The 15,759-nt window shown below is 61.6% G+C and carries 17 protein-coding genes; 1 reads left to right on the top strand and 16 read right to left on the bottom strand.

Annotated features, from left to right (window positions below):
- Positions 1-60 precede the first annotated feature (60 nt).
- The 15 genes from PSH79_RS02155 to PSH79_RS02225 all read right to left on the bottom strand — a co-directional run bounded on the left by PSH79_RS02155 (position 61) and on the right by PSH79_RS02225 (position 14,032).
- Positions 61-786 (bottom strand): class I SAM-dependent methyltransferase, encoded by a 726-nt coding sequence (locus PSH79_RS02155; RefSeq protein ID WP_305441018.1) that lies wholly within the window; start codon positions 784-786, stop codon positions 61-63.
- Complete coding sequence (locus tag PSH79_RS02160; RefSeq protein WP_305441020.1) at positions 783-2,030, bottom strand: NAD(P)/FAD-dependent oxidoreductase; 1,248 nt, start codon at positions 2,028-2,030, stop codon at positions 783-785. The genes PSH79_RS02155 and PSH79_RS02160 overlap by 4 nt, the downstream gene beginning before the upstream one ends.
- Positions 2,017-3,180: a sodium:proton antiporter gene (locus PSH79_RS02165; RefSeq protein WP_305441021.1), complete on the bottom strand. Its 1,164-nt coding sequence runs from the start codon at positions 3,178-3,180 to the stop codon at positions 2,017-2,019. Before PSH79_RS02165 ends, PSH79_RS02160 begins: the two co-directional genes overlap by 14 nt.
- Entirely contained in the window at positions 3,177-5,516 is a 2,340-nt protein-coding gene (locus tag PSH79_RS02170; protein ID WP_305441022.1) for an MMPL family transporter, read from the bottom strand. The genes PSH79_RS02165 and PSH79_RS02170 overlap by 4 nt, the downstream gene beginning before the upstream one ends.
- Positions 5,500-6,102 carry an outer membrane lipoprotein carrier protein LolA gene (locus PSH79_RS02175; RefSeq protein WP_305441023.1) on the bottom strand — a complete coding sequence of 201 codons (603 nt, stop codon included), beginning with the start codon at positions 6,100-6,102 and terminating at the stop codon, positions 5,500-5,502. Before PSH79_RS02175 ends, PSH79_RS02170 begins: the two co-directional genes overlap by 17 nt.
- Entirely contained in the window at positions 6,099-6,524 is a 426-nt protein-coding gene (locus tag PSH79_RS02180; protein WP_305441024.1) for a thioesterase family protein, read from the bottom strand. The genes PSH79_RS02175 and PSH79_RS02180 overlap by 4 nt, the downstream gene beginning before the upstream one ends.
- Positions 6,517-8,061 (bottom strand): histidine ammonia-lyase, encoded by a 1,545-nt coding sequence (gene hutH, locus PSH79_RS02185; protein WP_305441025.1) that lies wholly within the window; start codon positions 8,059-8,061, stop codon positions 6,517-6,519. Before hutH ends, PSH79_RS02180 begins: the two co-directional genes overlap by 8 nt.
- A complete protein-coding gene (locus tag PSH79_RS02190; protein WP_305441026.1) occupies positions 8,042-8,989 on the bottom strand; it encodes a glycosyl transferase in 948 nt (315 codons plus the stop codon). The genes hutH and PSH79_RS02190 overlap by 20 nt, the downstream gene beginning before the upstream one ends.
- Positions 8,986-9,720 carry a glycosyltransferase family 2 protein gene (locus PSH79_RS02195; protein WP_305441027.1) on the bottom strand — a complete coding sequence of 245 codons (735 nt, stop codon included), beginning with the start codon at positions 9,718-9,720 and terminating at the stop codon, positions 8,986-8,988. The genes PSH79_RS02190 and PSH79_RS02195 overlap by 4 nt, the downstream gene beginning before the upstream one ends.
- Before the next feature lie 81 nt (positions 9,721-9,801).
- Positions 9,802-11,478 carry an acyl-CoA synthetase family protein gene (locus PSH79_RS02200; protein ID WP_305441028.1) on the bottom strand — a complete coding sequence of 559 codons (1,677 nt, stop codon included), beginning with the start codon at positions 11,476-11,478 and terminating at the stop codon, positions 9,802-9,804.
- Positions 11,475-12,020: a hypothetical protein gene (locus tag PSH79_RS02205; RefSeq protein WP_305441029.1), complete on the bottom strand. Its 546-nt coding sequence runs from the start codon at positions 12,018-12,020 to the stop codon at positions 11,475-11,477. Before PSH79_RS02205 ends, PSH79_RS02200 begins: the two co-directional genes overlap by 4 nt.
- Complete coding sequence (locus tag PSH79_RS02210; RefSeq protein ID WP_095187409.1) at positions 12,017-12,271, bottom strand: acyl carrier protein; 255 nt, start codon at positions 12,269-12,271, stop codon at positions 12,017-12,019. The genes PSH79_RS02205 and PSH79_RS02210 overlap by 4 nt, the downstream gene beginning before the upstream one ends.
- 9 nt (positions 12,272-12,280) lie before the next feature.
- Entirely contained in the window at positions 12,281-12,541 is a 261-nt protein-coding gene (locus tag PSH79_RS02215; RefSeq protein WP_201235862.1) for a phosphopantetheine-binding protein, read from the bottom strand.
- Positions 12,522-13,331, bottom strand: coding sequence for a 1-acyl-sn-glycerol-3-phosphate acyltransferase (locus PSH79_RS02220; RefSeq protein ID WP_305441033.1), 810 nt, complete (start codon positions 13,329-13,331; stop codon positions 12,522-12,524). Before PSH79_RS02220 ends, PSH79_RS02215 begins: the two co-directional genes overlap by 20 nt.
- Complete coding sequence (locus PSH79_RS02225; RefSeq protein WP_305441034.1) at positions 13,307-14,032, bottom strand: beta-ketoacyl synthase chain length factor; 726 nt, start codon at positions 14,030-14,032, stop codon at positions 13,307-13,309. Before PSH79_RS02225 ends, PSH79_RS02220 begins: the two co-directional genes overlap by 25 nt.
- Before the next feature lie 356 nt (positions 14,033-14,388).
- On the opposite strand from PSH79_RS02225, the gene PSH79_RS02230 reads away from it, so the two are divergent.
- A complete protein-coding gene (locus PSH79_RS02230) occupies positions 14,389-15,159 on the top strand; it encodes a ParA family protein (RefSeq protein ID WP_305441036.1) in 771 nt (256 codons plus the stop codon).
- A 132-nt stretch (positions 15,160-15,291) separates the two neighbouring features.
- Here PSH79_RS02230 and trxC read toward each other — a convergent pair whose 3' ends face one another.
- Positions 15,292-15,726: a thioredoxin TrxC gene (gene trxC / locus PSH79_RS02235; protein WP_305441038.1), complete on the bottom strand. Its 435-nt coding sequence runs from the start codon at positions 15,724-15,726 to the stop codon at positions 15,292-15,294.
- Positions 15,727-15,759: the final 33 nt, after the last annotated feature.

Raw genomic sequence — 15,759 nt, forward strand, 5'->3', positions numbered from 1 at the left:
CGCTATCGCTGGCAAGCCAGCTCCCACAGGGTTTGGGTTGTACAGATCGAAAGTGTCCCATCAGATGGCGCCTTCAAACGGCTTGCGGGCGACGACATTCACCAACGTCTCTTCCCGTTGCCCAAACGGCTTCGGCTTGAGCAACCCAAAGCGCTCCAGCAAGCCGAAATCTTTCGAACGGCTCCACCACAAATACGGGTACGAGACATTGCGTTCGCCAAACTCGAAACCCTGCTCGCGAATCATCTGCAGATACTGCGCCGCGCTCTTCTGCACATGCATCGGATGGCGGAACAACCAGCGAATCACCCAGGTATCAATGTAGGCCTCGGTGGATTCGGCGAACAGCAGATAACCGCCCGGCTTGAGCACCCGATAAAACTCGGCCAGTGCCTTTTCCTGCTCGACCAGATGATGAAAGGTCTGATGACAGAACAGCAGATCAACACTGGCGTCCGGCACGTTGAGGGTTGCGCAATCGCTGCCGATCAACTCGACGTCCAGACCCTGACGCGCGGCTTCTTCGCCGCTCAACCCAAGGCTGTGCGGATCGGCGTCAACGCCAATCAAACGCTGTGGCGCGAAGGTTTGCCGCAAATGGCGGAACGACTTGCCCTGACCGCAACCGGCATCCAGCAGCACCGGGTTTGCCGGCAGCGACTCGCTGAACAGCCCGCGCAGATCGTTGATCGCCACGCGCAACACATGGTGCTGCCATGTGTGACTGCGCAGGAACCAGAAACCGAAGCGGGTTTCCTCGACGTAGCTGTCGCTCAGGTAACTCATGGGGCGTCCTTTGCACAAAGTTCGGAAATCATCTTCAACCGGCGGCGCGCTTCGCTGACAAACGGGTTGCGTTCGTCCCAGGCGTAACCGGCGAGGATCGAGCAGATCATCCGGCGAATTTCCGCCTGGCTGTCTTCATAAAAAATCACGTCTTGAAAGGTGCCGGCGTACCAGCCCTCGACGTAGCAGCGGAAGGTGTCAACGCCGCGCTTCAGCGGTTCGGCGAATTCGCTTTGCCAGTCGACGGTTTCACCCTGCAACTGACGATGCAGCACAGCGGCCGCCATGCTCGCCGAACGCATGGCGATGGTCACGCCGGAGGAGAACACCGGATCGAGAAATTCCGCCGCGTTGCCCAGCAGCGCGAAGCCCGGCCCGTGCAAGGTTTTGACGTTGGCCGCGTAGCCACCGAGGGTGCGTGCCGGAGTGTCCCACACGGCGTTGTTCAGCACGCCGGCGAGGCTTGGCGTCTCGGCAATGAAACCGCGCAGGCAGGCATCAAGGTCAGCGTCGCGACCGTGGAAATGTTCAGCGGCGGCGACCACGCCCACCGAGCAGCGACCGTTGCTGAACGGGATCGTCCAGAACCAGATATCGCGATGCTGCGGGTGGGTGGTGACGAGGATTTTTTCGCGGTCGAACGCCGGGTTGTCGATGTGATCTTCGACGTGGGTGAACACGGCCTGGCGCACCGGGAAATTCGACGGCGCTTCCAGATCGAGCAAGCGCGAGAGCACGCGACCATAACCGCTGGCGTCGAGGACGAAATCGGCCTCGACGCGGTATTCGCTGCCGTCTTCGCGGCGCACATCGAGTTGCGGTTTTACTCGGTCAAAATCGACGCTGACGATGGCGTCGCCATAGCGGATCTCGGCGCCTTGCAGCGCCGCTTGATCGGCCAGCAGTTTGTCGAAATCGGCGCGCTGTACCTGGAACGTGGTTGGCTTACCGTTGGTGAAGGTATCGCTGAAATCGAACGCGCTGTAGCGCTCGCCCCAGGCAAAAGCGGCGCCGGTCTTGCGCTGAAATCCCGCGGCGTTGACCGCGTCGAGCATGCCGGCTTCTTCGACGAAATCCAGGCAGTGGCTGAGCAGGCTTTCGCCGATGGAAAACCTCGGAAAGTGCTGGCGCTCGATCACCAGCACGTCGTGGCCCTTGCGCTTGAGCAGCGCGGCGGCGATGGCGCCGGACGGTCCGGCGCCGATGATCACTACCTGACGACGTTGCATTTCAACGGTTGGCACGTGAACTCCCGGGCGCGATGGCGGTGTTTTTCAGGGGCGCGCGGTGCAGGCCGATCAGGGCTGGCAACAGCGTCGCGATCAAGCCCATCAGCATCAGCGCGAAGTACAGCGCCGGGGTGATGAGCTGTTGCTGCAACAACAAGTTGAGAAAGACGATTTCGCTCAGGCCGCGAATGTTCAGCAGCACGCTTTCGCGCCAGCGACTGGCGCCTGCGAACGAGGCCCCGGCCCAGCCGAGGCCGAGCCAGTTGCCGAGCAGTTTACTGGCAATCGGCAACAGCAGCAGCGCTGCCCATTGCACCGCGCCGAGGCTGGCGAGGGCCGCGTGTACGTCGATCTGGACGATGCCGAACGTAAGGATCAACGGGATTGCGATCCACGTTTGCAAACGGCTCATCCAGCGCGCCGGCAACGGTAAAACCAGCGGTATTTTCAGTGCGGCCATGCACAGCAGATAACCGATGCCGAAAATCAGTGCGTTGAGTTTGTAATGCTCGGCCATGACCAGCAGCGCGAAAAAACCGAGGCTGTACGTCAGTGGTCGGCGCACTCCGACCAGATGCAGCATTAATGGCACGCACGCCAGGCCCAGCGGCAGCAACAGACTGCTCAGGTGCAAACTGCCCTGGGCGAGGCCGAAGAGTGTCCAGCAGGTCAGGTCGATCAGGATTGCCGTCTGCACCAGGCGCCGCGTGGCAGCCGGCGGGTAATCGATGTGACGCAGATACAGGTACAGCACCGGAATGGCGGTAATCGCAAATACCAGTCCGATGGCCAGTGAGTTCAGCCACGGTTGCGCCGGCAACAGCCAATACGCGGCCGCCAGACCACAGGCGAACGGCACGGCAAAACTCGGCACGGCGATTTTCACGCTCTGGCGATCCAGGCGCAGATCAATCACATCGCTGAGGATGTGTCCGAGCAACAGCGCGAAGCTCAGGCTGTAGAGGTTTTTCAGCCACTCCGGCGCGATCAGTTCGGCACCGCTGAGCTGCCAGCCCGGCTCGATCCAGAAATACATCAGCAGCGGCAAGCCGAAACTCGCCAGCAGCAACTGGCTGACAATCGGGATCAGACCGAAGTGGCGGCCGATGCGAGTGGCTAATGCGAATAACGCCAGGGCCAGCAGCCAGAAACCGATGACCATCATGCCGCGTGCTCCGTAACGGTAGCGGTGTGTTCATGACGCCCGGCCCACGGCGCGAGCATGAAACTGAACGCCAGCCCCAGGCTCACCGACAGGCCGAAATTGCTCACTGCCGGTGTGCTGGAAACCGCCAACAAGCCAAACGACAGCCATGTGGTCACGGCCGCCAGCAAGGTGCCGAGCAGACTTACCGCCGCACCGCCGACCTGCTCGCGCATGAGAATCGCGTAGTCGACGCTGATCGCCGTCACCAGCAACAGGCCGAACAGACTGAACAGGGTCAGCGGCTGGCCGAGCCAGCCGAGGCTGGCCAGACTGCACAGCGCCGCCAACAGCGGCAACGCGACGATGCGCAACGCGCCGCCCAAGCCAAAGGGCAGGATCAACACCAGCACGATTAACACGCAGGACGCGAGTTTCAGCTCGGCGGCGCTGATCTGCGTGGCCGCGAAAACATTGTTAAGGTCGCCGAGGCGATCCACCAGCACCACGCCCGGCAGATCCAGCGCCTGCACGCGCAGCAGTGAAGGGTTGTTCAGGCCTTGCAGGCTGGTTATCGCCGCCACGCCTTCTTCGGTCGGACCGAGCCACAGCGTGCGGTAAGGTTCGCCAAGCGGGCCGGTCAGCGCGGCGTCGATATCCTCAAGCGGCAGCGTCTGCAACTGCTGCAGTTCGGTTTGCAATGCAGCGAGTGGCACCCCGAGATCAAGCAGCGGCTGCCAGAACTGCGGCAGTTTGTTCAGTGCTTCTCGCACTTGCTGTTGTTGATCCGCAGGGCTGATCAACTGATCTAGCGCCAGATAGCCTTGCAGCTTGTCGAGGTTGACCAATTGCTGCAGGCGCTCGCTTAGCGCGGCTTGACGTTCGAGCAGTTCTTGCTGATTGGCCGCGCGAACCAGAAAGAACTGACTGGTCGGCTGATAGCCGGTGATGCGCGCAATAGTCTGTGCTTCATCGGTCAGCCGTTGCGGTGCGCCGACCCACTGACGGATGTCGTTTTTGCTTTGCAGTTGCAAGAGTCCGCCAACGCAGAAGGCGATCAGCACAAGCAGCAATACCGGCGTGCGAACGCGTTCAAGCAGTTTTTCCCGCAGACCGACTAATCGCTCGGCCAGACGCAGCGGCCATTGCGCCGGGCGCAGTTCGACATTCTTCAGCAGCGCCGGCAGCAGACACACCGCCGACAGATAGGCACCGAGCAACCCGGCAGCGGAGAACACCGCGATTTGCGTCAGCGCCGGGAACGGCGTCCACGCCAGCGCCAGATAACCGATGGCGCTGGTGATCAAGCTCAACGTCAGCCCGGGCAGGGTCAGGCGCAACGCCGGCCAGCTGCGCCACGGCTTGAGGCTCCAGCTCTTCGACAGATAGTGCAGCGGGTAATCCACCGCCACGCCGATCAGGCTCGAGCCGAGCACCAGCGTCATCACATGCATATGACCGAACAGCGCCACGCACGCCACCGCGCCGAACAGCATGCCGACCAACACTGGCACGAACGCCAGCAGCACCCGCCAGCGACGGAATGCCAACAGCAACAACAACAGAATACCCAGCGTGGCGCCGCCGCCGACCCAAGTCATTTCGCGTGTGGCTTGCTGCTGACCGTTGGCGGCGTAAAGCAAACCGCTGGCGGCCAGTAATTGCACATCGGATTTCGCCGCCTGCTCGCGACTGTGCTGGAGCAGATCCGCCACTTGCAGCGGCAGGTTCATATCGAAGGCATTGCCGGTGGTGCGCGCGCGCAGCAGCACCCAGCTCTTGCCGTCGGCGTCGGCGACCAATGCACCGCTACCGATGTCCAGTTGCACCGCGCCGTGTTGCGGCTGGCTGTTCTGGATGCGCCCGGTGAGGCCCAGCCAGTCATCCTGATTCGGCACCAGACTGAAACCGGTGAAGGGGTCGAACAGCGCCTGCACCCGTTGCTGAATAAAGGCGTCGGGGTGTTCGATCAGCAATTGCCGGTCATCCGCCGAGAGCATCGCCAGCCGCCCTTGCAGCAATTGCGTGCGCAGGGCCGGCAGATCGGCTTGCAGGTTCCACTGCACTTTTTCGAACAAGCCGCTGGCCTGCCATTGCTCGGCCAGCGTCTGCGCCATGGCCACCGCTTGCTGGCGATCGGCGTGGCCGACCAACACCATCATTTCGCGGTTGAGCGGTTCCTGCATGCGTTGTTCAGCGCGCAGTTCGAGGGCGTCCGGGTTAGTGCCCGGCACCAGCTCCATCAGATTCGCCGACAGCGGTGCGCCGTCGCGCCACTGCCAACCGGCCAGGGCGACAACTGTCAGCAGCAGAATCAGGAACAGCCACGGCAGTCTGCGTTCACTCAGCAAAGTCATGTTGCTCCGCATCGCTCAACGGTTGGCCAGCGCTGCTGTCCTGCATGCGCAGCACGGTGCTGTCGCCTTGGGTTTCCAGCAGTTCGATGCTTTGCACCAGTTCGCCGCCATCGATGTTGATCTGGTTGAACACTTGCTTGAGCAGCATCGAGCGCGGGGTCAGGGTCAGCTTCCATTTCTGCGCATCGCCGCTCAGGGCCAGTTCGAAATCCCGTTGCAGGCCACTGCTGTCGCCTTGCAATACGGCGAGGAACAAACGGTTCTGCTCGGCCCCGGCGCTCTTGTTCGGCAGCAATTGCCAGCCGTTGCCGTCACGCCGGGCAATGCCTTTGGCACTGATGCGGTAATCCTGTTGCAGCGGCGTTTTCAGCAGCCAGAGCAAGCCGTGATTTTTCGCGAGGACGAAACTGCCCTTGCTGATCAGCGGCTGGGGCAGGGCGCGCAGGTGTTTTTCCTGGATGAACTGGCCGTGGATCACATCCGGTTTCGCCAGTTGTTGGCTGAGCTGTTGCAGGTCGAAAGCGTGGGCCAGCGTCGATACGGCCAGCAGCGCCAGAGCGCCAAGACTTTTGGACATCAGGTTCATCGCAGCATCCTTTCCACGGCATCGGTGAAGATTTTCGGCGAAGCCAGTTGCATCTCGCGGCTGCTCACTTCGACTGCCACCTGCACGGAGCTTGCGCGGGTCAAGCGCTCGCCGGTTTGCAGGTCGGTGATCAGATAGTTGATCTTCAGGCGGTTTTCCCACTCGACCAGACTGGCGCGAACGTTCAGCTTCTGGCCGAACACTGCGCCGCGCACGTAGCGCAGTTGCAGATCGATGATCGGCCAGGCGTAACCGGACTCGACCATGTGCGTGTAGTTGTGTCCGATCTTGTCCAGCAGCGCGCAACGCGCCACTTCCAGGTATTTGACGTAATGGCCGTGCCAGACCACGTGCATCGTGTCGACGTCAAAGAACGGCACGAGGATTTCCGTATCGGCGTGAAGCACTCCGGCACTACGCATGCAGCCTCCAGTGTTGCGCGGCGATGCGTTGCAGACACAGGCGCAGCTCGCCTTCCAGCGCACGGTCTTCGATGACCGGCGGGAAGTCCTGGGCCAGTTCTTCGTGCATGGCCGCCAGTGCTGGCGGCAGTGGTCGGGCGTCTTGATCGCGACCCCGCAGCCACACGCCTTGATTGGCGGCGAGCAGTGTGGCAGCGGCGACTTGTTCGGTCAGCTCCAGCACGCGGATCGCATCGCGGGCGGCGATGGTGCCCATGCTCACCTTGTCCTGGTTGTGGCACTCGGTGGAGCGCGAGAAGACGCTGGCTGGCATGGTGTTTTTCAACGCCTCGGCGGTCCAGGCGCTGGTGCCGATCTGCACGGCCTTGAAGCCGTGGTTGAGCATCGCCCGATCAGCGCTGGCGCCAGACAGGTTGCTCGGCAAACCGTGGTTGTAACGCTCATCCACCAGCAATGCGAGTTGACGATCAAGCAGGTCGGCGACGTTGGCCACGAGGTTTTTCAGGCTGTCCATGGCAAACGCGATGTGCCCGCCGTAGAAGTGCCCACCGTGCAAAACACGTTCGGCTTCGGCGTCGATGATCGGGTTGTCGTTGGCACTGTTGAGTTCGGTTTCGATGAACGAGCGCAGCCAGTTCAGGCTGTCGGCCAGCACGCCGAGCACATGCGGGGCGCAGCGCAGCGAGTAGCGATCCTGCAAGCGATGCAGCGGCGCAGTCGGCGCGTCGATTGCCAGATCCTTGCGCAGCCACGCGGCGACCTGCATTTGCCCCGGATGCGGTTTGGCGGCGAACAGGCGTTCGTCGAAGTGTTCCGGGTTGCCTTGCAGCGCTACGACATTGAGCGCGGTGATGCGCGTGGCCAGTTGCAGCAGATAATCGGCGCGGGCGTAGGCGAGGCAGGCGAGGCCAGTCATTACGGCGGTGCCGTTCATCAATGCCAGCGCTTCTTTCGGGCGCAGCACCAATGGCGTCCAGCCCAACTCGCGATGCACATCGGCAGCCTGACGACGCTCGCCACGGAACATCACTTCGCGTTCGCCGGACAGCGTCGCGGCGACATACGACAGCGGTGTCAGATCGCCGCTGGCGCCGACCGAACCTTCTTCCGGGATCAGCGGCAGGATGTCGTGTTCGAGAAAGGCGTGCAGACGCTCCAGCAGTTCCACGCGTACCCCGGACACGCCGTGGCACAGCGACTGCAAACGTGCCGCCAGCACCGCGCGGGTGGCCTGGGCGTCGAGCAGTTTGCCGAGGCCGCAACCGTGGAACGTGTAGAGGTGACGGGGCAGCGCCTCGACGTGATGCAGCGGCACCGCGACCACGCAGGAGTCGCCGTAACCGGTGGTCACGCCGTAGATCACGCCTTCCTTGTCCAGCAACGAATCGAGGAACCGCGCGCCCTTGGCGATGCGTTCGCGGTACGCTGCGTCGCTCTGCAATTGCACGGGCGCCTGACGGTTGGCCAGGGCCAGCACGTCTTCGATGCGCAAAGGGCGTTCGCCGAAGGTTACCGGCTCATGGGTTGGCGTCGTCATCGGTCTTCCAGAAAGGGTAAAAGTTGAACCATTGCTGCGGTGCTTCGAGGCAATAGTGACTCAGGCGCTGCGCATAGCGAGTGGCCCACTGATGAATGACCTGCTCGCGCTCGCGGCGTGTCCACACCACGGCGTCGGCGAAGGGTTCGAGGGTCAGGCGATAGTGGCCGTCCGGCTGCTTGAGGCACATGAGCAGATTGACCGGGCATTTCAGCAGGCCGGCGAGTAGCCACGGGCCTTGCGGGAACGGCGCCGGGTGGCCGAGAAAGTCCACGCTGACACTACGCCCGCCGTGCAGTGGCACGCGGTCGCCGGCAATCGCCAGCCACTCGCCGCGCTCCAGGCGTTCGTGCAGTTGCAGCATGATCACCGGGTCGAGTTCGCTGACCTGAATCAGGCGCAGATTGGTCGCCCCGGCCTCGCCCAGCAGGCGGTTGAATTGCTCGGCGTGCTTGGTGTGCACCAGCACATTCATCGTGACCTTTTCGCCGATCTCCGCCAGCGCCCGGCACACTTCGAGATTGCCCAGATGCGCGCCGACCAGCAGTTGCCCGCGACTGCCGCGCAGTTGATTGCGCAGCAGCGCCGGATCGATGATTTCGATCTGCTCGATACGCAGCTTGCCGTTCCACACATCGAGCTTGTCGAGCATCGAATCGGCGAACGCCATGAACTGGCCGAATACCCGCCAATGACTCGGACGCAAGTCTTCGCGTTTGCTCCAGTCAGCGAGGCGCTGTTGGTACTGCCAGGCACTGCGCCGCGCGGTGCGGCCGAACAGGAAAAAGTACAGGACGATGCCGTACAGCAATGGACTCAGCAGACGCCGGCCAAGGACTTTGGCAGCGAACGCGGTGAATTTCATCAGCAGGAAACTGCCGCGCTCTTCGCGGTCGGCCCAGTGCTTTTTGTCGGTCTCGACGGTCATGTGCGCCACCGTCGCCAGAGGATGACGGGCAGGCGCAGCAACATGCCGAAGAACAGCCGTGTGTGCATGCTCGAAATGAGCGCGTTGTCGTGGAACAGCCGGAAGTGTGACACGCCATCGAGCGGGTAATGCACGCTGGTTTGCAGCCAGCGCATCGGCTGATTGCGCCATGACAGGCGCACCAGAATGTCGGAGTCGAAATCCATGCGTTTGCCGACTTTGGCCGAGTCGATCACGGCCAAGGTCGGCGCCAGCGGATAGACGCGAAAACCACACATCGAATCGCGAATTTGCAACGACAGCGTGTTGATCCACACCATCACGTGGGTCAGGTAACGCGCGTACAAACGGCCTTTCGGCACGCTCTCATCGAACAGCGGATAACCGCAGATCATCGCTTCAGGATGGGCGCGGGACTCCTCGACGAAACGGGCGACGTCGTGCAAGTCGTGCTGACCATCGGCGTCGACCTGCAAGGCATGGCTGAAACCCAGCCGCGAGGCTTCGCGCAGACCGGTCATCACCGCGCCGCCCTTGCCCTGATTGGCGGTCAGCCGCACCAGAAACACGTTGTCGCGCTCGGCCAGACCATCGAGCACGCGCGCGCAGGATTGTGTGCTGGCGTCGTCCACCAGAATGCACGGCAGACTTTGCGCGAGCAGCGCATCGACCACGGTGCCGATGGCTGTTTCATGGTTGTAGACCGGGATCACCGCGCAGGGGTTATGCATGCCGTTTCTCCACTGGAAAACTGCGATCCCTGTAGGAGTGAGCCTGCTCGCGATTGAGTGCGCAGCACTCACCAAGGTCAATCATTGCTCTACACCCAAAAGAATCCGTCCACTGGAGCAAGTTGCCGTGTCATTACGGTAAGCGAAATACAATTTGCCGCGTTCAGGATCAAAACGCAGATGCAGTTGGACTTCGTCGCCGGGGCGCACCAGTTGCTGGAATTTCAGCACTTCCATGCCGACGAACGCGCCGTTCAGGTTCAGCAGTTGGCGGCCGAGGTTCAGTGCCCATTCGACTTGCACCACGCCGGGCAGCACCGGGGCTTTGGGGAAGTGCCCGCTGAAGTAGGCCAGATCCGGCGGAACACTGAGTTGCAGGCTCCATTCTCCGTCGGATTCGACTTGCTCCAGCACTTCGGGGGCTTTCGGTCGGGAGGCGAGCAGCAGCGCTTCGATGTCGGCCTGGGGCAGTTTCCCTTGGCTGTTCAACGGCAGTTGCCGCACCAGACGCCAGCGACGGGGCAGGGCCAGGGCTTCGCAATGCTGACTCAAGTGTTTGCGCAGGGCTTCGGTCAGGCTACGGCGGCCGTGTTCGCGTAAGGCAAACAGGCCTTCGTCACTGAGCACAAGCAATGCGCCGAGGACGGCACGATTTTCCTGCACCACACCGAGACGCGCTTCGGCGACCCAATCGTGGGCGACCAGCGCTTGTTCCAGCATCGGCAGGGAAATGCGCTTTTCTTCGAGTTTGACGATCCGGTCCAGCCGCCCCAGCAGTTCGAAACGACCATCGGCGGCTATGCGCGCGGCATCGGCGGTGTGTTCGACATGCCCGGCAGGCAAATAAGGTGAGGCAATCAGCAGGGCGCCGTCAGCGTTCTGGCTCAGCTCGACACCGGCGAACGGCTGCCACAGGGTTTCGCCCTGACGCCAGGCAATGCCGCCGGTTTCCGAGCTGCCGAGGATTTCCGTTGGCCATTGCTGCAAACGCTGATGCAGGCTTTGCGCGGCTTCGGCCGGCAACGCGCCACCGGAGGAAAACACCCGACGCACTGCACTCAGGGCAGGCCAGTCGAGGTTGTCGCCCATGCGCTTGAGCAGCGCAGGACTGGCGACCCAGGCGAAGATGGAATGCTCGCGACTGGCGCGCTGCAAGTCCTCGGGGAAGGCCAGTTGCTTGCGCACGAACGTCCGCCCGGCGCACAGCGGCCATAGCACGCGGAACAGCAAACCGTAGATGTGTTGGGTGGCAACACTGCCGATGATGCAGGCCTCACCCAGATCCGCGCCCCACAGCTGTTCCAGCGCTTCGACCTCATTGGCCAATTGGCGCAGGGTCTTGTCGATGCGCTTGGGTTCACCGCTGGAGCCGGAAGTGCACAGGCTCAAGCGGCACTCGTCGAGATTCAGCTCGGCGCCCGTTAATGCAGGCTCATGGAAGTCAGCCAAGCGGCTGTCACCGGTCTGATCGGTCAGCCACAGATCGACTTCACCCGACCAGCGCTGGCGGGTCTGCGCTTGCAGATCCGAGGGCAGCAATACGCTGACGCCTGCGCGCCACGCACCGAGCAAGCCGATGGCCAGTTCGGCGGCATCTTCCAGATGCACAGCCAGACGCCGCACACCTTGGGCTTGCAGGCCGGCGGCAACGCTCAACGCCTGCTCGCACAGTTGCGCGTGATCGAGTGCCGGCGCGTGGCTGATCGCCCGCGCCGGCAGGGCCTTGAGCAACAGCTGCTCAAGTTTTATCCAGTTCATGTACGGCCTCTTACCCGTTGTCGTATCAGCCATTCAATGGCAAACATCAGGCCGATCAATCCGTAGGAGATCAGGCCGGTGTACAACATCCACCAATTCAGCGGCGCCCATAGGGTCAGGAGGGCGGCGCATAAACCGTTGCAGAAAAAAAACACACTCCAGGCCACGGTGACCTTTCGGGTGTAGGCAATCGCGTTGGCTGGCAGCTGCGGTTCTCGCAGCCGCGCCAGACGCTCGACCATCGGCGGGCCGAATTTCAGGCTCAGACTGAACAGCACCAGCATGAAGCCGCTGATCAGCACCGGATACCAGCGCAGCAACAGCGGGCTGTCGAACACCGCCAGCAGCAGGCAGAAACCGATGGCCACGCAAGCCATCCACAGGCTGCCGGGCTTGCGTTCGCCAGTCAGCGCGCGCGCCAGCCACAGGCTGCCCAGCAGCAAGCCGAACTGCCATGGGGCGAAGTGCTCCATGCCGAAATACACCGCAAAGGGGTACAGCAGACCGGCCAGCAGCAGGCCGAGGCCGATCAATCGGCTCATGCGGCCGGTTGAACCAGACGGAAGACCGCCTCGACCACGTCACCGACCGTGCGCACCGATTTGAATTCTTCGGCGGCGATTTTCTTGCCGGTCTGACGCTTGATGTGATCGATCAGATCGACGGCGTCGATGCTGTCGATTTCCAGATCCTGATACAGGTTTGATTCCAGACTGATGCGCGCAGGCTCCAGTTCGAACAGCTCGACCAAGGCATCGCGCAGGGTGTTGAAAATGTCGTCACGAGTTTGCATGGTCCGGTCTCAAGCTGCCTGTTTTGCCGTGACGAAGGCCGCGAGGCTCGCCACGTTGGTGAAGTGGTTACGGGTGTCTTTGGCGTCGGCGTCAATCTTGATGCCGTACTTTTTCTGGATCGCCAGACCCAGTTCAAGCGCGTCGACCGAATCCAGGCCCAGGCCTTCGCCAAACAGCGTCTGGTCATCGCCGATGTCGTCGACGCTGATGTCTTCGAGGCCTAGGGCGTCGATGATCAGCAGTTTGATGTCACGGTGCAGATCGCTCATCTTCGGCGAGCTCCTTGATGAAGTAAGAGTGCAAATAATCGTTGAGCTTGCGCGAGGCCTGCGGTGCCGGGCCAAGCGCAGCGAATGTCTGTGGGTCTATATCGGCCCCGACACGAAAACTGAAATGCACGCGGCGTTTGGGGATCCGATACCAGGGCTCGGCTTTGGTCAGCGTGGTCGGGCTGACCTTGATGACCACCGGAGTAAGGATTTTCGCACCACGCAGGGCTATCGCCGCAGCCCCCCGATGAAAGGCCGGTGCCTGTCCCGGTTGAGTGCGGGTGCCTTCGGGGAAAATGATCAGGGTCTGGCCGTTTTGCAGGGACTCGGCGGCGGCATCGAGCATGTCCATGCTGCCGTCATTGCTGATGTATTCGGTACAGCGCAGCGGGCCACGGGTGAAGGGGTTTTCCCACAGGCTTTTCTTCACCACGCAGTTGGCCTCACGTACCAGGCCGATCAGGAAGACCACGTCGATCAGCGAAGGGTGATTGGCGATGATCATTTGCCCGGGACGGCCAAGACGTTCAGCGCCTTGAATGTCGTAAGTGAGCACGCCGGTGCGGGCCATGAACCGGACAAAAAACCAGAACAGCCGACTGACGGTCTGCCGCGCGCGTTGGCGGTGTTTCAGGGCATCGCCCGGCAGGCAGCCGAGCAGCGGAAACACCAGTATCCGCAGGCACAGCCCGCCCAGCCCGAACAGAGCGAAGCTTGCGGCGGTGGCCAGCAGGCGCCAGTAATAGGCGTCGCGGTGCTTTTCGGTCACGGGTTGCGTTGCCAGGTCCATACACGATTTTTCCAGGCATGTTGGCAAAGGGTTTGCTGGCCGAGCAGGGTACGCAGCAGATTCAACGCGTGCGGCCAGTGCGCCTTTGACAGTGCTTCTGAGGTGCTGTTCAGGGTCAGCCGCCAGTCGGTACCCGGGGTGAGCAAAAGGCCTACCGCGTAAGGAAACGGTACGTCGTCGATCCACCGCGAATAGGCTTCGGGCGGTTGTTCTTCGGTGATCACCAACAGCACGGCCGGCGCGCCCTCATTGAGCAGGGTCGCGGCTTCGAGCATGCCGTGTTCGAGACCGTCACCCGCGGCGGCGAGGGCGGTCATTTCGCTGGTTTCGCCACGCATGATCGACCACAGACCAATAATTGCGTTGTGCACCGACAGGCTGAACTGGGTCGGGGACAGCGGTTCGTCCTTGGCCAGGTCACTGAGAATCTCGTAAGTGCGCGGGGTTTCGCCGTGCCGCGAGACAAACACCAGCGGCAGATTGTCCCGTCCGTCGGCCAATGGCCAGCCGACACTGAAGGCCATTCGCGCCAGCCGACTGAGGCGGCGGCGCTGCATGGCCGGCAAAAACGACACATCAGGCGCGGCATCACTGCTCTGGAGCACGACCGGTTGTCGGCCCCAGGCCTGCCAGGCGTCCACACTGTCGAGCCCCGGGGCCCACGCGCGCCATTGGGCGATGTTGAAGTTGATCACGGACATTCATCCCGCCCCTGCGGGCTTTTGTTAACGCGTTGAGTCGCCAAAGCCGCAGCAGGCTTGACGTGGCGCCAGGCACCGGGTGGCGCGCATTATCCCGGTGCGACGAGTGTGTAGCAAATGCTGGTTACATTTTGCGCAATGAAATGTACCGAATGGTTCGCCGAGAAACTGTCAATTGGCCATTATCCAGATTGTCTGCGACTTGTCTGTCAGGCATTACAGCGATTGATGGCGGTTTTTACTCGGTCTGCACGCGGATATTTGCACCTGACCTTGTAGTCCACCGCTGTGAAGGTAGCGAAGCGAGGCCGCGCGCAACTACACTCGGTCATTCTTTGATACACGGAGGTTTGGTCATGCGGCGCGTGGTGTTCAATCAGAAAGGTGGCGTAGGCAAATCCAGTATTGCCTGCAATCTGGCAGCGGTCAGCGCGAGCGAGGGGTATCGCACGCTGTTAGTCGATCTCGATGCCCAGGCCAACTCCACTCAGTATCTGACCGGGCTTACCGGCGACGACATACCGATGGGCATTGCCGATTTTTTCAAGCAGACCCTGTCTTCCGGGCCGTTTTCGAAAAAGAACCAGGCCGATATCTACGAAACCCCATTCGACAACCTGCACATCATCACCGCCACTGCCGAGCTGGCCGACCTGCAGCCCAAGCTTGAGGCCAAGCACAAGATCAACAAGCTGCGTAAGTTGCTCGATGAACTATCGGAAGATTACGACCGGATCTACCTCGACACGCCTCCAGCGCTGAATTTTTATGCGGTATCGGCGCTGATTGCCGCTGATCGCGTGCTGATCCCCTTCGATTGCGACAGTTTCTCGCGTCAGGCCTTGTACGGCTTGATGGCCGAAATCGAAGAATTGAAGGATGACCATAACGAAGGGCTGGAAGTCGAAGGCATCGTGGTCAACCAGTTTCAGGCCCGGGCGAGCCTGCCGCAGCAGATCCTGGATGAGTTGATTGCCGAAGGTCTGCCGGTGTTGCCGGTGTACCTGACCAGTTCGGTGCGCATGCGCGAATCGCATCAGGCCAGTACACCGCTGATTCACCTCGATCCGCGACACAAGCTGACCCAGCAATTCGTCGAATTGCACAACCTGCTTGAAGATCACTGATTTTCCGGATTGCACCCAACCTACCTGTGGGAGCGAGCCTGCTCGCGAAGCGGTCGGTAGATTCAACATCTGAGTTGACTGACCGAATGCCTTCGCGAGCAGGCTCGCTCCCACAATTGGATTTGTGTTGGTTCAGATACCCTGGCTACGCAACCAAGCCATCAGTTGCGGCAACGGAAACGCACCACTCTGGCGCGCCACCTCCCGGCCGTTCTTGAACAGAATCAAACTCGGAATCGAGCGAATCCCCAACTGCGCCGACAACTGCTGATTGGCCTCGCTATCGAGCTTGGCCAACCGGCACTTGCCCGCCAATTGCGCAGCCGCCTGCTCGAACACCGGCGCAAACGCCTTGCATGGCCCGCACCAGTCCGCCCACACGTCCACCAATAACGGCAGATCGCCCTTGATCTGGCTGGCGTAGTCGCCTTGCTTGAGTTCGAACGGTTTGTTCAGCAACACCGCGGATTTGCAGCGCCCGCACTTCGGCTGGTCGGCGAGGCGCTCGGCAGGGATGCGGTTGAGGCCGTTGCAGGTGGGGCAGGGGATGAGGAGTGGGTTGGTCATGATCGGCTCGGAAAAATTTAACGATGCGTGTGC

Origin of the sequence: Pseudomonas sp. FP2196 (genome assembly GCF_030687715.1) — a bacterium.
Taxonomy (GTDB): Bacteria; Pseudomonadota; Gammaproteobacteria; order Pseudomonadales; family Pseudomonadaceae; genus Aquipseudomonas.